We start from the raw sequence: 16,981 nt of genomic DNA on the forward strand, positions 1-16,981 counted from the left end.
AGCCGACTTTGATAGTCGGCTTTTTTTTGAATAAAACACCAACAATACTACACAGAGGAAAACACTATGACGCGCCGTGCTATCGGGGTGAGTGAAAGACCGCCGCTTTTACAGACTATCCCGCTTAGTTTGCAGCACCTGTTCGCCATGTTTGGCGCAACCGTGCTGGTGCCAATCCTGTTCCACATTAACCCGGCCACCGTGCTGCTGTTCAACGGCATCGGTACGCTGCTGTACCTCTTTATCTGTAAAGGCAAAATCCCGGCGTATCTCGGGTCGAGCTTCGCCTTTATTTCGCCGGTGTTACTGCTGCTGCCGCTGGGTTATGAAGTCGCGCTGGGCGGCTTTATCATGTGTGGCGTCCTGTTCTGCGTGGTGTCCTTCATTGTGAAGAAAGCCGGTACCGGCTGGCTGGACGTGATGTTCCCGCCTGCGGCGATGGGGGCAATCGTTGCGGTCATCGGTCTGGAACTGGCGGGCGTCGCGGCGAATATGGCCGGCCTGCTGCCTGCTGACGGCCAGTCACCGGATTCCAAAACCATTATCATCTCGCTGGTGACGCTGGGCGTAACGGTGTTTGGCTCCGTGCTGTTCCGCGGCTTCATGGCGATTATTCCGATCCTGATCGGCGTGCTGGCGGGCTATGCGCTCTCCTTCGCGATGGGCGTGGTGGACACCACCCCGATTGCACAGGCCCACTGGTTCGCCCTGCCAACCTTCTATACGCCACGCTTTGAATGGTTTGCTATTTTCACCATTCTGCCTGCGGCGCTGGTGGTGATTGCGGAGCACGTCGGCCACCTGGTGGTGACGGCGAACATCGTTAAGCGCGATTTAATCCGCGACCCGGGCCTGCACCGCTCCATGTTTGCGAACGGTTTCTCCACCATCATCTCCGGTTTCTTTGGCTCCACGCCAAACACCACCTACGGTGAGAACATCGGCGTGATGGCAATTACCCGCGTCTACAGTACCTGGGTTATCGGCGGCGCGGCGATCATCGCCATTCTGCTCTCCTGCGTCGGCAAGCTGGCGGCAGCGATTCAGATCATTCCGGTGCCGGTAATGGGCGGCGTTTCTCTGCTGCTGTACGGCGTGATCGGTGCCTCCGGTATTCGCGTGCTGATTGAATCCAAAGTGGATTACAGCAAAGCGCAAAACCTGATCCTGACCTCCGTTATCCTGATCATCGGCGTGAGCGGCGCGAAGGTGCACATCGGTGCGGCCGAGCTGAAGGGCATGGCGCTGGCGACCATCGTCGGCGTGGGCCTGAGTCTGATCTTCAAGCTGATCTCGGTCATCCGCCCGGAAGAAGAAATTCTCGACGCGGACGACAGCGAAAAAGCACCACATTGATCGAAAAGTCGGGCGAGGGATCGCCCGGTTCTCTCCTTGCAGGTTCCGTGTTAAACTCCATTCCGATTTTACGTAGGATCTCTGGTTGAGGTATTTCTGAACGGACCGGCACAGCTCTCTCTGCCACTCTATCTCCCTGACGACGAAACTTTCGCGAGTTTCTGGCCGGGTGATAACCCCTCTTTACTGGCTGCACTGCAAAACGTGCTGCGCCAGGATCACAGCGGATACATCTATATCTGGTCACGCGAAGGCGCGGGGCGCAGCCACCTGCTGCATGCCGCCTGCGCGGAGCTTTCGGCGCGCGGTGATGCGGTAGGCTACGTGCCGCTGGATAAACGCACCTGGTTCGTGCCTGAGGTGCTGGAGGGAATGGAACATCTCTCGCTGGTCTGCATCGATAATATCGAATGCGTGGCGGGTGATGAGCCGTGGGAAATGGCGATCTTTAACCTCTACAATCGCATTCTGGAATCGGGTAAAACCCGGCTGCTGATCACCGGCGATCGTCCGCCTCGCCAGCTCAATCTGGGGCTGCCGGACCTGGCGTCTCGTCTGGACTGGGGACAAATCTATAAGCTCCAGCCGCTGTCGGATGAAGATAAGCTTCAGGCGTTACAGCTGCGCGCAAAGCAGCGTGGGTTTGAGCTGCCGGAGGACGTGGGGCGCTTCCTGCTCAAGCGCCTGGACAGGGAAATGCGCACGCTGTTTGACACGCTCGATCAGCTCGATCGCGCCTCCATTACCGCCCAGCGCAAGCTGACCATTCCGTTTGTGAAAGATATTCTCAAGCTTTGAGTTTGTTCGCCCGGTGGCGGCTAAAGATCTCCCATCAGGTGCTCCACCAGCATCGGAATCGGTCTTCCCGACGCCATGCTACGTCCGTTTTCTCGCCACAGCGCCGTACCGCTAATGTCCAGATGCGCCCACGGAATAGCTGGCGGGCAGAAGTGGTGCAGCAGCCACGCCGCCGAGGCGCTGATCGCCGCATTGTTGGTCGGCGTGTTGCACAGATCGGCAATCGCGCTATCGGTCTGCTTTTTCAGCCGGGCGTCCAGCGGCAGGGACCACACTTCATCGCCGCTCTGCTTACCCGCCAGCGTTAGCGCCGCGCGCAGCGGTTCATCCTGCGTCATCAGCCCGCTCAGCTCATACCCCAGCGCCTTCACGACCGCGCCGGTTAAGGTCGCCATATCAATAATATAGCGCGCCTGCGGATGGCGCTGGCTGGCCCAGGCGATGGCGTCCGCCAGCACCAGTCGGCCTTCGGCATCGGTGTTGTTGATTTCAACGGTGGTCCCGTTGCAGGCCGTCGCCACCGTGCCGGGCTGCATGGCGTCCGGGCCAATGGCGTTTTCCGCCAGCGCCAGCACGCCCATGATGCGCACGGGCAGCGCCAGTTCTGCGACGGTCAGCATCAGGCCCAGCACGTTAGCCGCGCCGCACATGTCGTACTTCATGGTGTACATGCCCGCGCCTTCCTTCAGCCACAGGCCGCCGGTATCAAAGGTAATGCCTTTACCCACATAGCAGCGCACCGGGCCGTCGTTGACGCCGTCATAATGGATCGCCAGCAGGCGCGGCGGACAGGTCGCCCCTTTGCCGACGGCGTGCAGCAGCCCCAGACCGTGCTCAACGATCTGCTTTTCATCCAGTGCTTCACACCGCAGGGCAGGGAAGGCGGCACAGAGCCTTTGCGCCTCTTCCACTACAAACTCCGGCGTGCAGCGGTCGGACGGGGTATCCGCCAGACGTCGCGCCGCGACCATGCCGCGGGCGATGGCCTGCTGCTGGCGGAAGACACCCTCCAGTTTTGCCGGCTGTTCCGGCAGGCAGAGGGCGGTAATGTGCGTAAGGCGCACCGTGGATTCATCCGTTTTCTTCAGCTTCAGGTCGCTCAGCCTGTGCGCCTGATTAAAGAGAAAGCGCAGCACCTGCGCCAGGACCACATCGTCGATATCAGTCACGTCCAGTATCAGCTCGGGGCTGACGGGCGAGGCCAGCAGCGGGCGCAGCGCCGTCAGTAATCCTTCGGTCAGGCTATCCTGCCACAGGGCATCCGGCAGCAGGGTGATCCGGGCAAACGGGGCGCAGCCAAAGCGGGTGTCAGCGATGCTGGCAGACTCGCGCATTTCCGCGACCAGCGCCGTTTCGGGCAAATGCGTACAGGAGGCGGAGGCAATCAAATGGCTCTGCGGAGCCGCGTCAGAAAGCGCGGTGATAAACTGATACGTAATCATCATGACTCCTCAATCGGCGCGCGGATCCGCGCGGCATAGGCCTGCATCCACTCATCGTCTACGGCGTAATAATGCGTTTTCTCCCGCAGGCGTTCGGTACGAAAAACGGTGAGGGGCTGGCGAGCCGTCGCCACCACGAACGAGAAGGTTTTGATGTTGGTGGCGGCACCAAATTCGCCCCTGTTGTTCATGCACACCACGGAGAGATCGCCCACGCGGCCAAAGCGCGACATCAGCTTGTCCTCCAGTTCGAATACCACCGAATCCGCCGCCTGCTGCGGGGTCATACCCTGCGCCATGCGGCGGACGATTTCGTAGCTGGTGCAGCCTTTCATCAGATCTTCTCCGACGCCCGTTGCGGTGGCGGCACCGGTTTCGCTGTCGCAGTAAAAGCCGGAGCCGATAATGGGCGAATCCCCGAGTCGACCACGCTTTTTCATGAACAGGCCGCTGGTGGAGGTTGCGACGCTCATTGACCCTTGTTTATCAAGGCCAATAATGCCGACGGTGTCATGCCCGTCGTAAGGGCTTAAGCCCTTATCCAGCGTTTCGCGGCAGCGTTTGCGGTAGTGCTGCATGGCGCGGTCGGTGAGCATGGTTTTGTCGGCAAAGCCCTGGCTCAGCGCCCATTCCCGCGCGCCCTGGCCGACCAGCAGGCTGTTGTAGCGCTGGCGGCTTAACGCATGCGCCACGCGCACCGGGTTGGCGATATCCACCAGGTTGCCCACGGCGCCAAACGCTAGCGTATCGCCGTCCATGTAGGCGGCGTCCAGCTCCACCTCGCCATTTTCGGTGGGCAGCCCGCCGTAGCCGACGGATTTATAAAACGGAAAGTCTTCGACGGCGGCGACGGCATCCACCACCGCTGCAGAGACCGGTTTACCCGCAGCCAGCGCAGACGCAGACTCCGTAACGCCTTCAAGCGCCATTCTCCAGGTCGCGATAATTCCCCACATGCTTTACTCCTGTTTTGCAAGGGTGGTGTCGGTTTGCGTAACGGTGGCCATTTCCGCCGCGCGGTACTGTTTGTCCACGATACGCATAAAAGGCAGGTACAGCATGGCGCCAATCAGCAGGTTGATAAGCTGCATCACGCTGCCGCTCAGGTGCCCGGTGACGATAAAGCCGCTAATCACCGGCGGCAGCGTCCAGGGAATAAACACCCCGGTGGTGACGGCAACCGCGCCAATCTTCATCGCCGAATACTGCACGGTGACCAGCACCAGCGGTACCAGGTTGAACGGGATGAGCATTATCGGGTTCATGATCACCGGCAGGCCAAACAGGATCGGTTCGTTGATGTTAAACACCGACGCCCCGGCACCGAGGCGCGCCACTTCACGCATGTTTTTGCTGCGGGCGAAAATCAGCATCGCAATCACCAGCGACAGCGTGGCCCCCGCGCCGCCCATCCAGATCATGTCAAAAAACTGTTCAGTAATAATGTGCGGCGGCGTCGTGCCTGCCTGAATCGCGGCGATGTTGTCGGTCTGGTTCTCCATCCACAGCGGGCGAATGATGCCGTTGATCATCGAGCCGGAGTTAATGCCCACTGACCACAGAATGGTGATGCTGAACACCGTCATCAGCGCGCCAAAGTAAGAGGTGCCGTAGTGGCGCACCGGCGTGGCAACCACTTCGTAAATAAACTGGTGGATGGTGTTGTAGTGGGTGTTTTCAAAAACGATGCGGATACCCAGCACCAGAATCATCACCAGCAGGGCCGGGATCAGCGCGGCGAACGACTCCTGCACCGCCGGAGGCACGCCGTCCGGCATTTTGATCACCAGTTTTTTGCGCTTGAGCCAGCAGAACAGCTCCGTCCACAGCAGGGAACTAATCATCGCCACGAACAGCCCTTTGCTGCCAATCCACTCCACCGGAATGACGGTGATACCGCCGTTTTCCGCCACTTTGATAAAGGGCGTCAGGATGAGAAAGGCAACCAGCGCCAGGATGCCGCAGGAGATGCGGTCTTCACCGTAGTGTTCCGCCAGGCGGAAGGCGACCAGGAAGCTGATGAATAGCGACATGGTGGAGAACACCGCGTTGAACGGGATTTCGATAATGGCGCTCCAGCTCTCGCCAAAGGCCTGAGACATAAACTGCTGATAGGCTTGATTCGGGAACGACGAGATCACCAGCAGAATAGAGCCGACGATGATAAACGGCATGAATGACACGTAGGCGCCGCGAATGGCCCCAAGATGACGCTGCTGGGCCGTTTTGGCCGCCAGCGGCATCAGTTTTGCTTCGAGAAATCCCAGAACATTGTTCATTGTGAACTCCGTACAAGATTGAGGGGTGTTGTTTGTGTTATGTCTGGGGATTATCAGTGAAGCGCGGCGAGCGAAAGGTGAAATCGGTCACAAAGCAATCGCTGTTGTAATATAAATCTCATAAGATTGGTTCTGAGGATCCTGCGATGGAAATTAAACTGCATGCTAATGCCACCACGACGCCTCGCATCCGTCGCTATCTTCAGAAGTCAGACAAAAGCGACAGGGAGCTGGCCGCTGAGCTGGGCATTTCGGTCACTACCGTCAGGCGCTGGCGCAACCGCGAGCAGGTTTCGGATAACTACACGACGCCAAAAGTGATACACAAAGCATTGAGACAGGAGCAGGTTGCGCTGGTCAATGCCCTGCGGGATATCACGGGTGCCCCGCTGGACGAACTGCTGCAGATGGTCAATAGCGGACTCGGGATCGCCGTCTCCCGCGCGACCCTCAACCGCTACCTCAAACCGGCTTCGGTTAAGCAGAAGGGCGCGACGTTGCAGGGGAAAAAGGCGCTGAAGGCAGGCATCATGCCGCAAAAACTCCTGTTACATCATCAGCCTCTGTCGCTGCAAATGGACGATGGCGGGGAACAGCATCTGCTCTGGGCGCGTGAACCCGTGAGCGGCTGGTGCTACGCCCGGCTGTACGCGGGCATTTCTCCGCAGCTGCTGGCCCACTGGGCGAACGACGCGCTGGAAGCCTGTCCGGCTGATGTTCAATCTGTTGAGACTTTTGGTTTCGAGGTGAAGCTAAAGGAGCGCAATGCCACCGTAACGGTGCATCCACGGCAATACCGCGCCGTTCAGGTTGATCTACCGCTATGTGAAATCATCCCACGTCTGAACAGTGAACCGGCAGGCGTGCTGTTGATCCAGCTGTGCGAATTTTACAACCGGGGAAAAACGCAGAAAAAGCTGGGAGAGAGTACGCCGCAGGCCTTTCTGGAAGCGCTGCGGCATAAGGACTAGAGGATCTCGAGCACGTCTTCCGGCGGGCGTCCAATGCGCGCCTGGCCGTTCGCCACCACAATCGGGCGCTCAATCAGCTTTGGATTTTCAACCATCGCCTGGATCAGCTCAGCCTCGGTGAGACGGCTGTCACCCAGGTTAAGCGACTTATACAGATCTTCTTTCTGGCGCATCAGCTCTCTTGCACTGCCCATTCCCAGCATGTGCAGCAGCTGGCGGAGGGTTTGCGCGTCAGGTGGGGTGTCGAGGTACAGCACCACTTCCGGCTCCACGCCGTTAGACTTCAGCAGGCTCAGGGTATCGCGGCTCTTGGAGCAGCGAGGGTTGTGATAAATTTTTACAGCGTCTGTCATGACGTGAATTCTCCTTTATTACATCTTCTCGTACGGCTTAAAGCGCTGCTGCAGGGCGCGCAGCTGATCGATACGCGCGTCGTAACGGGCCTGCTGGAGGCTGCCGAGCTTGACCTGCGAGCTGGCGCTGCTGAGCGTGGAAATCGCCTGATCGAGGCGGCCCACCAGGGCAAAACCTTCGGCACGCGCCGCCAGTTCCTGATCGCGGTTGCCGAGCTGGGCTTCCGCCTGAGCGAGCAGATCCCAGCCGTTTTGATCGTCTTTATTATTAAAGGTGTAGCGGTTCAGAATGGTTGCCGCTTCGCCAGGCTGACCGCCCTGTAAGTAAGCGTTCGCCAGGTTAAGCTGCAGCACCGGGTTGGTACGGACGTCTTTCGCCCCTTTCAGACGGTTGATCGCATCGGCCGTTTTCTTCTGCCCCAGATCGATATCCGTCGACAGATCGAGGTACCACGGGTTGTTCGGGTCGGCTGCCAGAAGCGGCTGCAGCGCTTTACGCGCCTCGTCGTATTTGCTGGCTTCCATCGCCTGGAGCGCCTGACCATACTGCGCGGCGTTTTTCTCACGCACGTTGCCTTTCGCCAGGGAATCCAGCAGGTCGCTGGTGAGCTGGTTACGCCCGGAGTTGTACATCCCAAGCGTTCTCACTTTCGCCATGTAGAAATCCTGTGATGACTGGACCACGACCGGACGCATCTGGTTGGCGCGGTTACGCGCGTCCGACAGTCGGCTTTCAGGTAATGGGTGCGTCAGCAGAATTTCCGGCGGACGGGAAGAGTAACGCGCCTGATCGAGCAGTTTTTCCAGGAAGCTAGGCATGGCCTGCGGGTCAAAGCCCGAGCGCTGCAGCACCTGAATCCCGATGCGGTCCGCTTCCTGTTCGTTTTGCTGGGTAAAGCTGATCATTCCCTGGCGCGTTCCCGCCAGCGTACCGGTCAGGGCCGCCATCCCGGCCTGCGGGCTGGCCATCGCCAGCAGAATAGAGCCCAGCGCGCCCACCCAGGTGAGGGGGGCGTTACGTTTCTGATCTTCCATGGCGCGCGCCAGGTGGCGCTGGGTGACGTGCGAAATTTCGTGCGCCATTACCGAGGCCAGCTGGCTTTCGTTGTCAGAGTAACGGAATAATGCCGAATGCAGCACCACGTTACCGCCAAAGAAGGCGAAGGCGTTGATTTCGTCGTTATTAATTAAATAGAAGTGGAAGGGCGTTTTTACCGAGTCGGCGTGCGAAACCAGGCGCATCCCCAGCCCGTTAATGTACTGTACCAGCAAAGGGTCGTTAATCAGCGGGGCGCTGCCGCGCAGCTGGCGAACATAGTAATCCCCCATTTGCATCTCTTGCCCAATAGAGAGCGTGCTTCCTGCTGTGGTGCCCATGTCCGGCAATGAATCGGACGAGTCAGCAAAAGCGGGCAACACCTGACCGACCGTCACCGCGGCAATCAGTGTTGCAACCAGTGTTTTTCTCAACTGCCTGAACATAACCACTGTCCTGTATGTTGGATGTGCTAATTTGACCGATGAACCGGCATAACGTTCATCTCTGCTGCTCTGCGAGTGTAGCCGTGTTACAGCATGAAGAAAATCCCATTCATCAGGCTTTTGCGGATTGCGATCGGGATACAAAAAGCGAAAGTCTTTTTTGTGACAGTTAGATACAATTCACCGTCTCACTCCCGCCATTCGATTCAGGGAAGGGTTGTATGCTCGAAATGTTAATGCAGTGGTACCGGCGTCGGTTCAGCGACCCGGAAGCCATTGCTTTGTTGGTTATTCTGGTTGCCGGGTTCGGTATTCTGTTCTTCTTCAGCGGTCTGCTCGCTCCCCTACTGGTGGCGATTGTGCTGGCGTACCTGCTGGAGTGGCCGACGGTGCGCCTGGAGCACATCGGCTGTTCCCGTCGCTGGGCGACCAGCATCGTACTGGTGCTGTTTGTCGGCATCCTGCTGTTGATGGCTTTTGTGGTGATGCCGGTCGCCTGGCAGCAGGGAATTAACCTGATCCGCGACATGCCCGGTATGCTGAACAAGCTGTCTGATTTCGCCGCCACGCTGCCGCGCCGTTACCCGGCCCTGATGGATGCCGGGATTATCGACGCGATGGCCGAAAATATGCGCGCCCGCATCATGACGATGGGCGATTCGGTGGTGAAGTACTCTCTGGCCTCGCTGGTAGGGCTGCTGACGCTGGCGGTTTACCTTGTGCTCGTGCCGCTGATGGTCTTCTTCCTGGTGAAAGATAAAGATCAGATGCTCAACGCCGTGCGCCGTATTCTGCCGCGCAACCGCGGGCTGGCAGGCCAGGTCTGGGAAGAGATGAACCAGCAGATCACCAACTACATTCGCGGCAAGGTGCTGGAGATGATTGTCGTGGGGGTAGCCACCTGGATTGGCTTCCTGATTTTCGGCCTGAACTACTCGCTGCTGCTGGCGGTGCTGGTGGGGCTGTCGGTCCTGATTCCGTACATCGGCGCGTTTGTGGTGACCATTCCGGTTGTTGGGGTCGCGCTGTTCCAGTTTGGGCTGGGGACAGAGTTCTGGAGCTGCTTTGCGGTGTACCTGATTATTCAGGGCCTGGACGGTAACCTGCTGGTACCTGTGCTGTTCTCTGAAGCGGTGAACCTGCATCCGCTGGTGATTATCTTATCCGTGGTGATTTTCGGCGGGCTGTGGGGATTCTGGGGCGTGTTCTTTGCGATTCCGCTGGCGACGCTGATTAAAGCCGTGGTCCACGCGTGGCCGGATGTGCCGGCGGTGGAAGAGAAGTAGTTTTTGTGCAGCCTGATGCCCTCACTCCGACCCTCTCCTGCGGGAGAGGGGGAAAACATTAAAAACGGCAACCTGGGTTGCCGTTTTGCTGTTTATCAGGCGCTTGCTTTCAGCCAGTTCAACACCACGTCGTGGTGGTTGCTGGTTTTGAAGTCGTCAAACACATGTTCAACTTTACCGTCAGCGTCAATCAGGAAGCTGATGCGGTGAATACCGTCGTAGGTTTTACCCATAAACGTCTTCTCGCCCCAGACGCCGAACTGCTCGCATACCTGATGATCTTCATCAGAAAGCAGCGTGAAGTTCAGCAGCTCTTTTTCAGCAAATCGTGACAGCTTTTCTGGTTTATCCGTGCTGATACCCAGCACTTCCACGCCGACTTTTTTCAAGTCGTCCATGTTGTCGCGTAAGCCGCAGGCCTGTACGGTGCAGCCGGGGGTCATGGCTTTCGGGTAGAAATAGACCAGAACACGCTGTCCCTGGAAGTCGGTCAAATTTACTTGCTCGCCGTCTTGATCCGGTAAGCTAAATTTCGGTGCGATGTCACCGGCTTTCAGTGGGTTCATTACTCAACTCCATCCTGTTCGTGCTGCGAATAATTGACGACGCTTATACTGCCCTGCGCGTTTAATTCTGTACAGAGGGCTTTGAACGCTTGCTCGATATTTGACGCATCCTGTGAGGCAGGGCTGTGCGCGGTAATTTGAATAAACAGCACCGGAAGACCCTGGTCATCGCTTGTCTGCGTACGGGAAACCAGTTCGGCAATATTCATCTGGTGACTGTCAAAAAGCGCCGTGAAACGCTCAATCAGATGCGGAGAATCAGGCACTTCAACCTGTACCCAGACGGTAGAAGGCAGTGCCGGACGCGGACGCGCGGTGGTGCGCTTCATGACAATCAGCAAATCCAGTTCGGCCCCTTTCAGCGGCAGGGTCGATTCAATCAACGTAATGGCGTTCCATGTCCCGGAAAGCAACATAATAAATGTGAACTCTTCGCCAAGCATCGCCAGACGGCTGTCTTCGATATTACAGCCGCAGCTGCTTACGTGACGGGTGATGGTGTTCACGATACCCGGCCTGTCGGCACCCAGCGCAGTGATAACCAGGTAATGTTGTGATGAGGTTGTCAAACCTGTTCTTCCTTTGCATGGTTAAGTCTTCCTAAGGAAAGCATAAAAAAAACATGCATACAACCGCCTGAGAGCCTCAGGTCGCTTGCTTTTATTACAGTTCCAAACGTAACATTGAGGCTCTTGTTCGCACAGAGGATGGCTCATGTTCACGGGAAGTATTGTCGCGCTTGTTACACCGATGGATGAAAAAGGTAATGTCTGCCGGTCAAGCATGAAGAAGCTCATTGATTACCATGTCGCCAACGGAACCTCGGCGATCGTTTCGGTAGGGACTACCGGTGAATCCGCAACGCTGAGCCACGACGAGCACGGCGATGTGGTAATGCTGACCCTGGAACTGGCTGACGGACGTATTCCGGTCATCGCGGGGACAGGGGCTAATGCAACCGCAGAAGCTATCAGCCTGACCAAGCGTTTTAACGACAGCGGCATCGTTGGCTGTCTGACGGTGACCCCTTATTACAACCGTCCTACTCAGGAAGGTTTGTTCCAGCACTTCAAAGCCATCGCTGAACATACTGACTTGCCACAAATTCTGTATAATGTGCCGTCCCGTACCGGTTGCGATATGCTGCCGGAAACCGTTGGTCGTCTCTCGGAAGTAAAAAATATTATCGGTATTAAAGAGGCGACAGGGAACTTAAGCCGCGTTCATCAGATCAAAGAGCTGGTTTCAGACGACTTTATCCTGTTGAGTGGTGATGATGCGACCGCGCTGGACTTTATGCAGCTCGGTGGTCATGGCGTGATCTCCGTAACGGCAAACGTTGCGGCGCGCGATATGGCAGAAATGTGCAAACTGGCCGCAGCCGGTCACTTTGATGAAGCGCGTGTCATTAATCAGCGTCTGATGCCGCTGCACAATAAATTATTTGTCGAACCCAATCCGATCCCAGTGAAATGGGCATGTAAGGAGTTGGGACTTGTAGCATCCGACACGCTGCGTCTGCCAATGACACCGATTACCGACCACGGTCGTGACATCGTCAGGGCGGCGCTGAAGCATGCCGGTTTGCTGTAGAGTTTAGGGAGATTTGATGGCTTATTCAGTACAGAAGTCGCGCCTGGCGAAGGTTGCGAGTGTTTCGCTTGTTATGCTGCTCGCTGCCTGTAGTTCAGATTCGCGCTACAAGCGCCAGGTGAGCGGTGATGAATCCTATCTGGATGCGACCCCGCTTGCTGAACTTCACGCACCGGCTGGCATGATCCTGCCGATTCAGAACGGCGATTATAATATTCCCGTGACCAACGGCAGCGGCCTGGTCGGTAAAGCGCTTGATATTCGTCCGCCAGCACAGCCTCTGGCGCTGGTCAGCGGAGCGCGTACCCAGTTCACCGGTGATACGGCGTCTCTGATGGTTGAGAGCGCGCGCGGTAGCACGCTGTGGCCGCAGGTTGTCAGCGTCATTCAGTCGAAGAACTACACCATCGATAAACGCGATGACGCCAGCCAGACGTTAACCACCGACTGGGTCGAATGGAACCGTCTGGATGAAGACCAGCAGTACCGCGGTCGCTATCAAGTCTCCGTAAAACCACAGGGTTATCAGCAGGCGGTTAACGTTAAGCTGTTGAACCTGGAGCAGGCGGGTAAACCGGTTGCGGATGCCGCGTCCCTGCAGCGTTACAGCACCGAAATGCTGAACGTGATTGCCGCGGGTCTGGATAAGACCGCTACCGATGCTGCCAACGCCGCGCAGAGCCGCAACGGCGCGACCTTCGATGTACAAAGCGGTGCGGATGATACCGGCCTGCCAATGCTGGTGGTGCGTGCACCGTTTAACCAGACCTGGCAGCGTCTGCCAGCGACGCTGGAAAAAGTGGGCATGAAAGTGACCGACAGCACGCGTTCGACCGGCAGCATGACGGCAACGTATAAGCCGCTCTCCGACAGCGCATGGCAGGAACTGGGAGCGAAAGATCCTCAGCTTGCCTCCGGTGACTACAAGATTCAGGTAGGCGACCTTGATAACCGCAGCAGTCTGCAGTTTATCGATCCTAAAGGTCACACGCTGACCCAGTCGCAGAACGATGCGCTGGTCGCTGTCTTCCAGGCAGCATTCAGCAAATAAATACGAGGGCTGGTGAATCCAGCCCTTTTTATTTTAGTGCTACGCAAACGTGTGCGTGGCATAATATCCCCAGTTTTGAACACAAATCATCACACCAGGAGTAATGAAGATGCAGAAGCAAGCTGAGTTGTATCGTGGCAAAGCGAAGACCGTATACAGCACGGAAAACCCGGATCTGTTGGTGCTCGAGTTCCGCAATGATACGTCAGCAGGGGATGGCGCACGCATTGAGCAGTTCGATCGTAAAGGCATGGTGAACAACAAGTTCAACCACTTCATTATGACCAAACTGGCCGAAGCGGGTATCCCGACCCAGATGGAAGCGTTGCTGTCCGATACGGAATGTCTGGTGAAAAAACTGGATATGGTTCCGGTTGAGTGCGTTATTCGTAACCGTGCGGCGGGCTCCCTGGTGAAGCGTCTCGGCATTGAAGAAGGTATCGAACTGAATCCACCGCTGTTCGACCTGTTCCTGAAAAACGATGCCATGCACGACCCGATGGTCAACGAATCCTACTGCGAAACCTTCGGCTGGGTGAGCAAAGAGAACCTGGCGCGTATGCAGGAGCTGACCTACAAAGCCAACGACGTGCTGAAAAAGCTGTTTGATGACGCGGGCCTGATCCTCGTAGATTTCAAGCTGGAGTTTGGTCTGTTCAAAGGCGAAGTGGTGCTGGGCGATGAGTTCTCACCGGACGGTAGCCGCCTGTGGGATAAAGAAACCCTGGATAAAATGGACAAAGACCGTTTCCGTCAGAGCCTGGGTGGCCTGATTGAAGCGTACGAAGCGGTTGCTCACCGTTTAGGCGTTAAGCTCGACTAACTCCCTCACTTGCCAAAGGATGTTTGCATCCTTTGGCGTCTTACCTTTGTTTCCTATGGTAATCTTGCCGTTAACCGCCTACGATCATAGCTATTATAAATGGAATAGTTCGAGGTGGTTATGCGCTGGCAAGGGCGTCGTGAAAGTGACAATGTAGAAGACAGACGCAGTGATGGTGGCGGCGGTCCTTCAATGGGTGGGCCGGGCTTCCGGTTACCCAGCGGCAAGGGCGGTATCATCCTGCTGATTGTTGTTTTAGTCGCGGGTTACTACGGCGTTGACCTCACCGGGTTGATGACCGGTCAGCCGCTGCAGCAGCAGGAGCATTCTCAGCGCTCCATCAGCCCGAATGAAGATGAAGCGGCCAAATTTACCTCCGTTATTCTCGCCACAACAGAAGACACCTGGAGTCAGCTGTTTGAGAAGATGGGGCGTACCTACCAGCAGCCGAAGCTGGTGATGTATCGGGGGGCAACCCGCACCGGATGCGGTACCGGGCAATCTGTGATGGGGCCGTTCTACTGCCCGGCAGACGGCACCGTCTATATCGATCTTTCTTTTTACGATGACATGAAACGCAAGCTTGGCGCTGATGGTGATTTTGCCCAGGGTTATGTGATCGCGCATGAAGTCGGCCATCACGTGCAAAAGCTGCTGGGGATTGAGCCAAAAGTGCGCCAGCTTCAGCAAAATGCCTCTCAGGCGGAAGTGAACCGCCTTTCCGTTAAAATGGAGCTGCAGGCGGACTGCTTCGCGGGCGTCTGGGGCCACAGCATGCAGCAGCAGGGCGTCCTGGAATCCGGCGATCTTGAGGAGGCGTTAAATGCCGCTCAGGCTATCGGTGACGACCGTCTTCAGCAGCAGAGCCAGGGGCGCGTCGTGCCCGACAGCTTCACTCACGGTACCTCACAGCAGCGCTATAGCTGGTTTAAACGCGGCTTCGACAGCGGCGATCCGGCGCAGTGTAATACCTTCGGCAAAGCGATGTAATGCTGGAGTTTGAACAGCTGATAGGCGAGCTTGAGCGCACCGGCCATCGTCGGCTGGTGGTGCTCAGCGGCGAGGCGCAGTGGACGTTAACCCAGGCGCTTGCCCTGCGTGACGCCTTGCCCGGAGACTGGGTAAGGCTTGACGAACATCCTTCAAAAGCCATCAGCGGCCTGCTGGGACGCGAGTTCCGGCATGCCGTTTTTGACGCCAGCGCCGGGTTTGATGTCGCCGCGTTTGCCGCCCTGAGCGGAACGCTGAGCGCCGGAAGCCTTCTGGTGCTGCGGGTTCCGCCGCTCGACGCGTGGTCCGGGTTGCCAGACAGCGATTCACTGCGCTGGAGCGACGGCGCCGAAGCGATAGCCACGCCGCATTTTGTACACCATTTCTGCCGGACGATTGACGCCGATCCCGACGCGATTGTCTGGCATCAGGGCCGCGCGTTATCCCTTCCGCCTTTACCCGACGCGCCTGACTGGCAGCCTGCCAGCGGCGCACCGCAGCGCGAGCAGGCTGAGATCCTGGATGTGCTGCAGGGGATGGCGGAGGGCATCGCGGCCGTCACCGCCGCGCGCGGGCGCGGAAAATCAGCCCTGGCGGGCATGCTGCTGAACCGCATTGCGGGCAGCGCCGTGGTTACCGCGCCGTCGAAGGGGGCGACGGATATCATCGCCCGCTTCGCCGGAGAGCGTTTTCATTTTATGGCCCCGGACGCGCTGCTTGCGTCTTCACACCGGGCTGACTGGCTGATTGTCGATGAAGCCGCTGCGATCCCTGGTCCGCTGCTGGAAAAGCTAGTTGCCCGTTTCCCTCGCGTGCTGTTGACCACCACTGTGCAGGGATATGAAGGAACGGGCCGGGGATTCTTGCTTAAATTCTGCGGTCGGTTTGCCGGGCTGCAGCGCTACAGCCTATCTACACCGGTGCGCTGGGCGGCGGGCTGCCCGCTTGAGCGGGTTGTTGCCAGCGCGCTGCTGTTTGACGATACGCTGATTGACCGCCGCCCGGAGGGAGAGGTGCGTTTAACCTCCCTGACCCCGGAGGCCTGGGAACGCAGTCCGGCGCTTGCAGCGAGCGTATACGAGCTCCTCTGCGCGGCGCACTATCGTACCTCGCCGCTCGATTTACGCCGCATGATGGACGCGCCCGGGCAGCAGTTTGCCGTTGCCGAAACGGACCCGGATATCGCCGGGGCGCTCTGGCTGGTGGAGGAGGGCGGGCTCTCCCCTGAGCTTAGCCGCGCCGTATGGGCAGGGTACCGGCGTCCGCGCGGTAACCTGGTGGCGCAGTCTCTGGCGGCGCACGGCGGCTCTCCGCTGGCGGCGACGCTCAGAGGACGACGGGTGACCCGCATTGCCGTACATCCTCACCGTCAGCGGGAAGGGATTGGCCAGGCGCTTGTTCGCAGCGCCAGCGGCGAAGATTATCTGTCGGTGAGCTTTGGCTATACCGATGAGCTTTGGCGTTTCTGGCAGCAATGTGGGTTTGTGCTGGTGCGGATGGGCAGCCATCGTGAAGCCAGCAGCGGCTGCTACACCGCGATGGCCTTGCTGCCGCAGAGTCAGGCAGGGCGTCAGCTGTGCGAGCAGGCGCAGCGGCGTCTGAAGCGCGATGCGCGGGTGTTATCAGCCTGGAACGGTGAAAAGATCCCCGTGGAAGACGGCTGGGAAGCTACCCTTAATCATGACGACTGGCTGGAGCTGGCGGGGTTTGCTTTTGCGCATCGGGCGTTTTCAACCTCGGTTGCCGCACTGACGCGGCTGTTGTTAACCGTGGACATGCCGCTTCCGGCCCTGCGTGGGAAAATGGAAGGGAAAGTGGAAGACGTCGGGCGAAAAGCGTTGCTGACAACGTTGCGGAGTGAGACCGCGCAAGCGATTGAAAGTCTTGACTATCCGCGCTGCCAGCAGCTGAAAGAAGATATTTTGCAATGGCAATTTTTTCAATGACTTCTTCAGTAAAGTGGCATGGTCATTCACGTCCGGAGGCGTAGA

General features: G+C 57.8%; 16 protein-coding genes. 9 read left to right on the top strand and 7 right to left on the bottom strand.

The window, feature by feature from the left end:
- The first annotated feature begins 66 nt into the window (after positions 1 to 66).
- A complete protein-coding gene (uraA, locus tag BJ885_RS09915) occupies positions 67 to 1,356 on the top strand; it encodes a uracil permease (protein ID WP_029739962.1) in 1,290 nt (429 codons plus the stop codon).
- A 96-nt stretch (positions 1,357 to 1,452) separates the two neighbouring features.
- Positions 1,453 to 2,154, top strand: coding sequence for a DnaA inactivator Hda (locus BJ885_RS09920; protein ID WP_211438414.1), 702 nt, complete (start codon positions 1,453 to 1,455; stop codon positions 2,152 to 2,154).
- Between the two features lie 20 nt (positions 2,155 to 2,174).
- Here the strand turns inward: BJ885_RS09920 and BJ885_RS09925 are convergent, their stop codons facing one another.
- From BJ885_RS09925 to celB, 3 genes are read right to left on the bottom strand one after another with little or no spacing between them, the layout of a single operon-like run.
- Complete coding sequence (locus BJ885_RS09925; RefSeq protein ID WP_121931849.1) at positions 2,175 to 3,596, bottom strand: M17 family metallopeptidase; 1,422 nt, start codon at positions 3,594 to 3,596, stop codon at positions 2,175 to 2,177.
- Entirely contained in the window at positions 3,596 to 4,552 is a 957-nt protein-coding gene (locus tag BJ885_RS09930) for a N(4)-(beta-N-acetylglucosaminyl)-L-asparaginase (RefSeq protein WP_121931850.1), read from the bottom strand. The genes BJ885_RS09925 and BJ885_RS09930 overlap by 1 nt, the downstream gene beginning before the upstream one ends.
- Before the next feature lie 3 nt (positions 4,553 to 4,555).
- Positions 4,556 to 5,875, bottom strand: coding sequence for a PTS cellobiose transporter subunit IIC (gene celB / locus BJ885_RS09935; protein WP_121931851.1), 1,320 nt, complete (start codon positions 5,873 to 5,875; stop codon positions 4,556 to 4,558).
- Between the two features lie 146 nt (positions 5,876 to 6,021).
- Between celB and BJ885_RS09940 the strand changes: the two genes are divergently transcribed.
- Complete coding sequence (locus tag BJ885_RS09940) at positions 6,022 to 6,846, top strand: helix-turn-helix domain-containing protein (protein ID WP_121931852.1); 825 nt, start codon at positions 6,022 to 6,024, stop codon at positions 6,844 to 6,846.
- Here the strand turns inward: BJ885_RS09940 and arsC are convergent.
- Both arsC and bepA read right to left on the bottom strand, forming a co-directional pair.
- Positions 6,843 to 7,199 (bottom strand): arsenate reductase (glutaredoxin), encoded by a 357-nt coding sequence (gene arsC, locus BJ885_RS09945; RefSeq protein ID WP_029739966.1) that lies wholly within the window; start codon positions 7,197 to 7,199, stop codon positions 6,843 to 6,845. The two genes, BJ885_RS09940 and arsC, sit on opposite strands and share 4 nt — an antisense overlap.
- 18 nt (positions 7,200 to 7,217) lie before the next feature.
- A complete protein-coding gene (gene bepA / locus BJ885_RS09950) occupies positions 7,218 to 8,681 on the bottom strand; it encodes a beta-barrel assembly-enhancing protease (protein ID WP_029739967.1) in 1,464 nt (487 codons plus the stop codon).
- Positions 8,682 to 8,902: 221 nt separating this feature from the next.
- Between bepA and BJ885_RS09955 the strand changes: the two genes are divergently transcribed.
- Complete coding sequence (locus BJ885_RS09955) at positions 8,903 to 9,967, top strand: AI-2E family transporter (RefSeq protein WP_023308760.1); 1,065 nt, start codon at positions 8,903 to 8,905, stop codon at positions 9,965 to 9,967.
- A gap of 95 nt (positions 9,968 to 10,062) precedes the next feature.
- Here the strand turns inward: BJ885_RS09955 and bcp are convergent, their stop codons facing one another.
- Together bcp and BJ885_RS09965 are read right to left on the bottom strand one after the other, a co-directional pair.
- Entirely contained in the window at positions 10,063 to 10,533 is a 471-nt protein-coding gene (gene bcp, locus BJ885_RS09960; RefSeq protein WP_029739968.1) for a thioredoxin-dependent thiol peroxidase, read from the bottom strand.
- Positions 10,533 to 11,102, bottom strand: a complete 570-nt coding sequence (locus BJ885_RS09965; RefSeq protein ID WP_029739969.1) for a glycine cleavage system transcriptional repressor — start codon at positions 11,100 to 11,102, stop codon at positions 10,533 to 10,535. Before BJ885_RS09965 ends, bcp begins: the two co-directional genes overlap by 1 nt.
- Before the next feature lie 145 nt (positions 11,103 to 11,247).
- Here BJ885_RS09965 and dapA point away from each other — a divergent pair, with 145 nt between their 5' ends.
- The 5 genes from dapA to BJ885_RS09990 all read left to right on the top strand — a co-directional run bounded on the left by dapA (position 11,248) and on the right by BJ885_RS09990 (position 16,936).
- Positions 11,248 to 12,126 carry a 4-hydroxy-tetrahydrodipicolinate synthase gene (dapA, locus tag BJ885_RS09970; protein ID WP_023308757.1) on the top strand — a complete coding sequence of 293 codons (879 nt, stop codon included), beginning with the start codon at positions 11,248 to 11,250 and terminating at the stop codon, positions 12,124 to 12,126.
- Between the two features lie 16 nt (positions 12,127 to 12,142).
- A complete protein-coding gene (gene bamC, locus BJ885_RS09975; RefSeq protein ID WP_032659353.1) occupies positions 12,143 to 13,177 on the top strand; it encodes an outer membrane protein assembly factor BamC in 1,035 nt (344 codons plus the stop codon).
- Between the two features lie 109 nt (positions 13,178 to 13,286).
- On the top strand, positions 13,287 to 14,000 hold the full coding sequence (gene purC, locus BJ885_RS09980) for a phosphoribosylaminoimidazolesuccinocarboxamide synthase (protein ID WP_023332985.1): 714 nt from the start codon (positions 13,287 to 13,289) through the stop codon (positions 13,998 to 14,000).
- Between the two features lie 120 nt (positions 14,001 to 14,120).
- On the top strand, positions 14,121 to 14,990 hold the full coding sequence (locus tag BJ885_RS09985) for a neutral zinc metallopeptidase (protein WP_029739971.1): 870 nt from the start codon (positions 14,121 to 14,123) through the stop codon (positions 14,988 to 14,990).
- Positions 14,990 to 16,936 (top strand): tRNA(Met) cytidine acetyltransferase TmcA, encoded by a 1,947-nt coding sequence (locus BJ885_RS09990; RefSeq protein WP_121931853.1) that lies wholly within the window; start codon positions 14,990 to 14,992, stop codon positions 16,934 to 16,936. Before BJ885_RS09985 ends, BJ885_RS09990 begins: the two co-directional genes overlap by 1 nt.
- The last annotated feature ends 45 nt before the right edge of the window (positions 16,937 to 16,981 follow it).

Origin of the sequence: Enterobacter sp. WP_7_1 (assembly GCF_003688535.1) — a bacterium.
Lineage (GTDB): Bacteria > Pseudomonadota > Gammaproteobacteria > Enterobacterales > Enterobacteriaceae > Enterobacter > Enterobacter asburiae.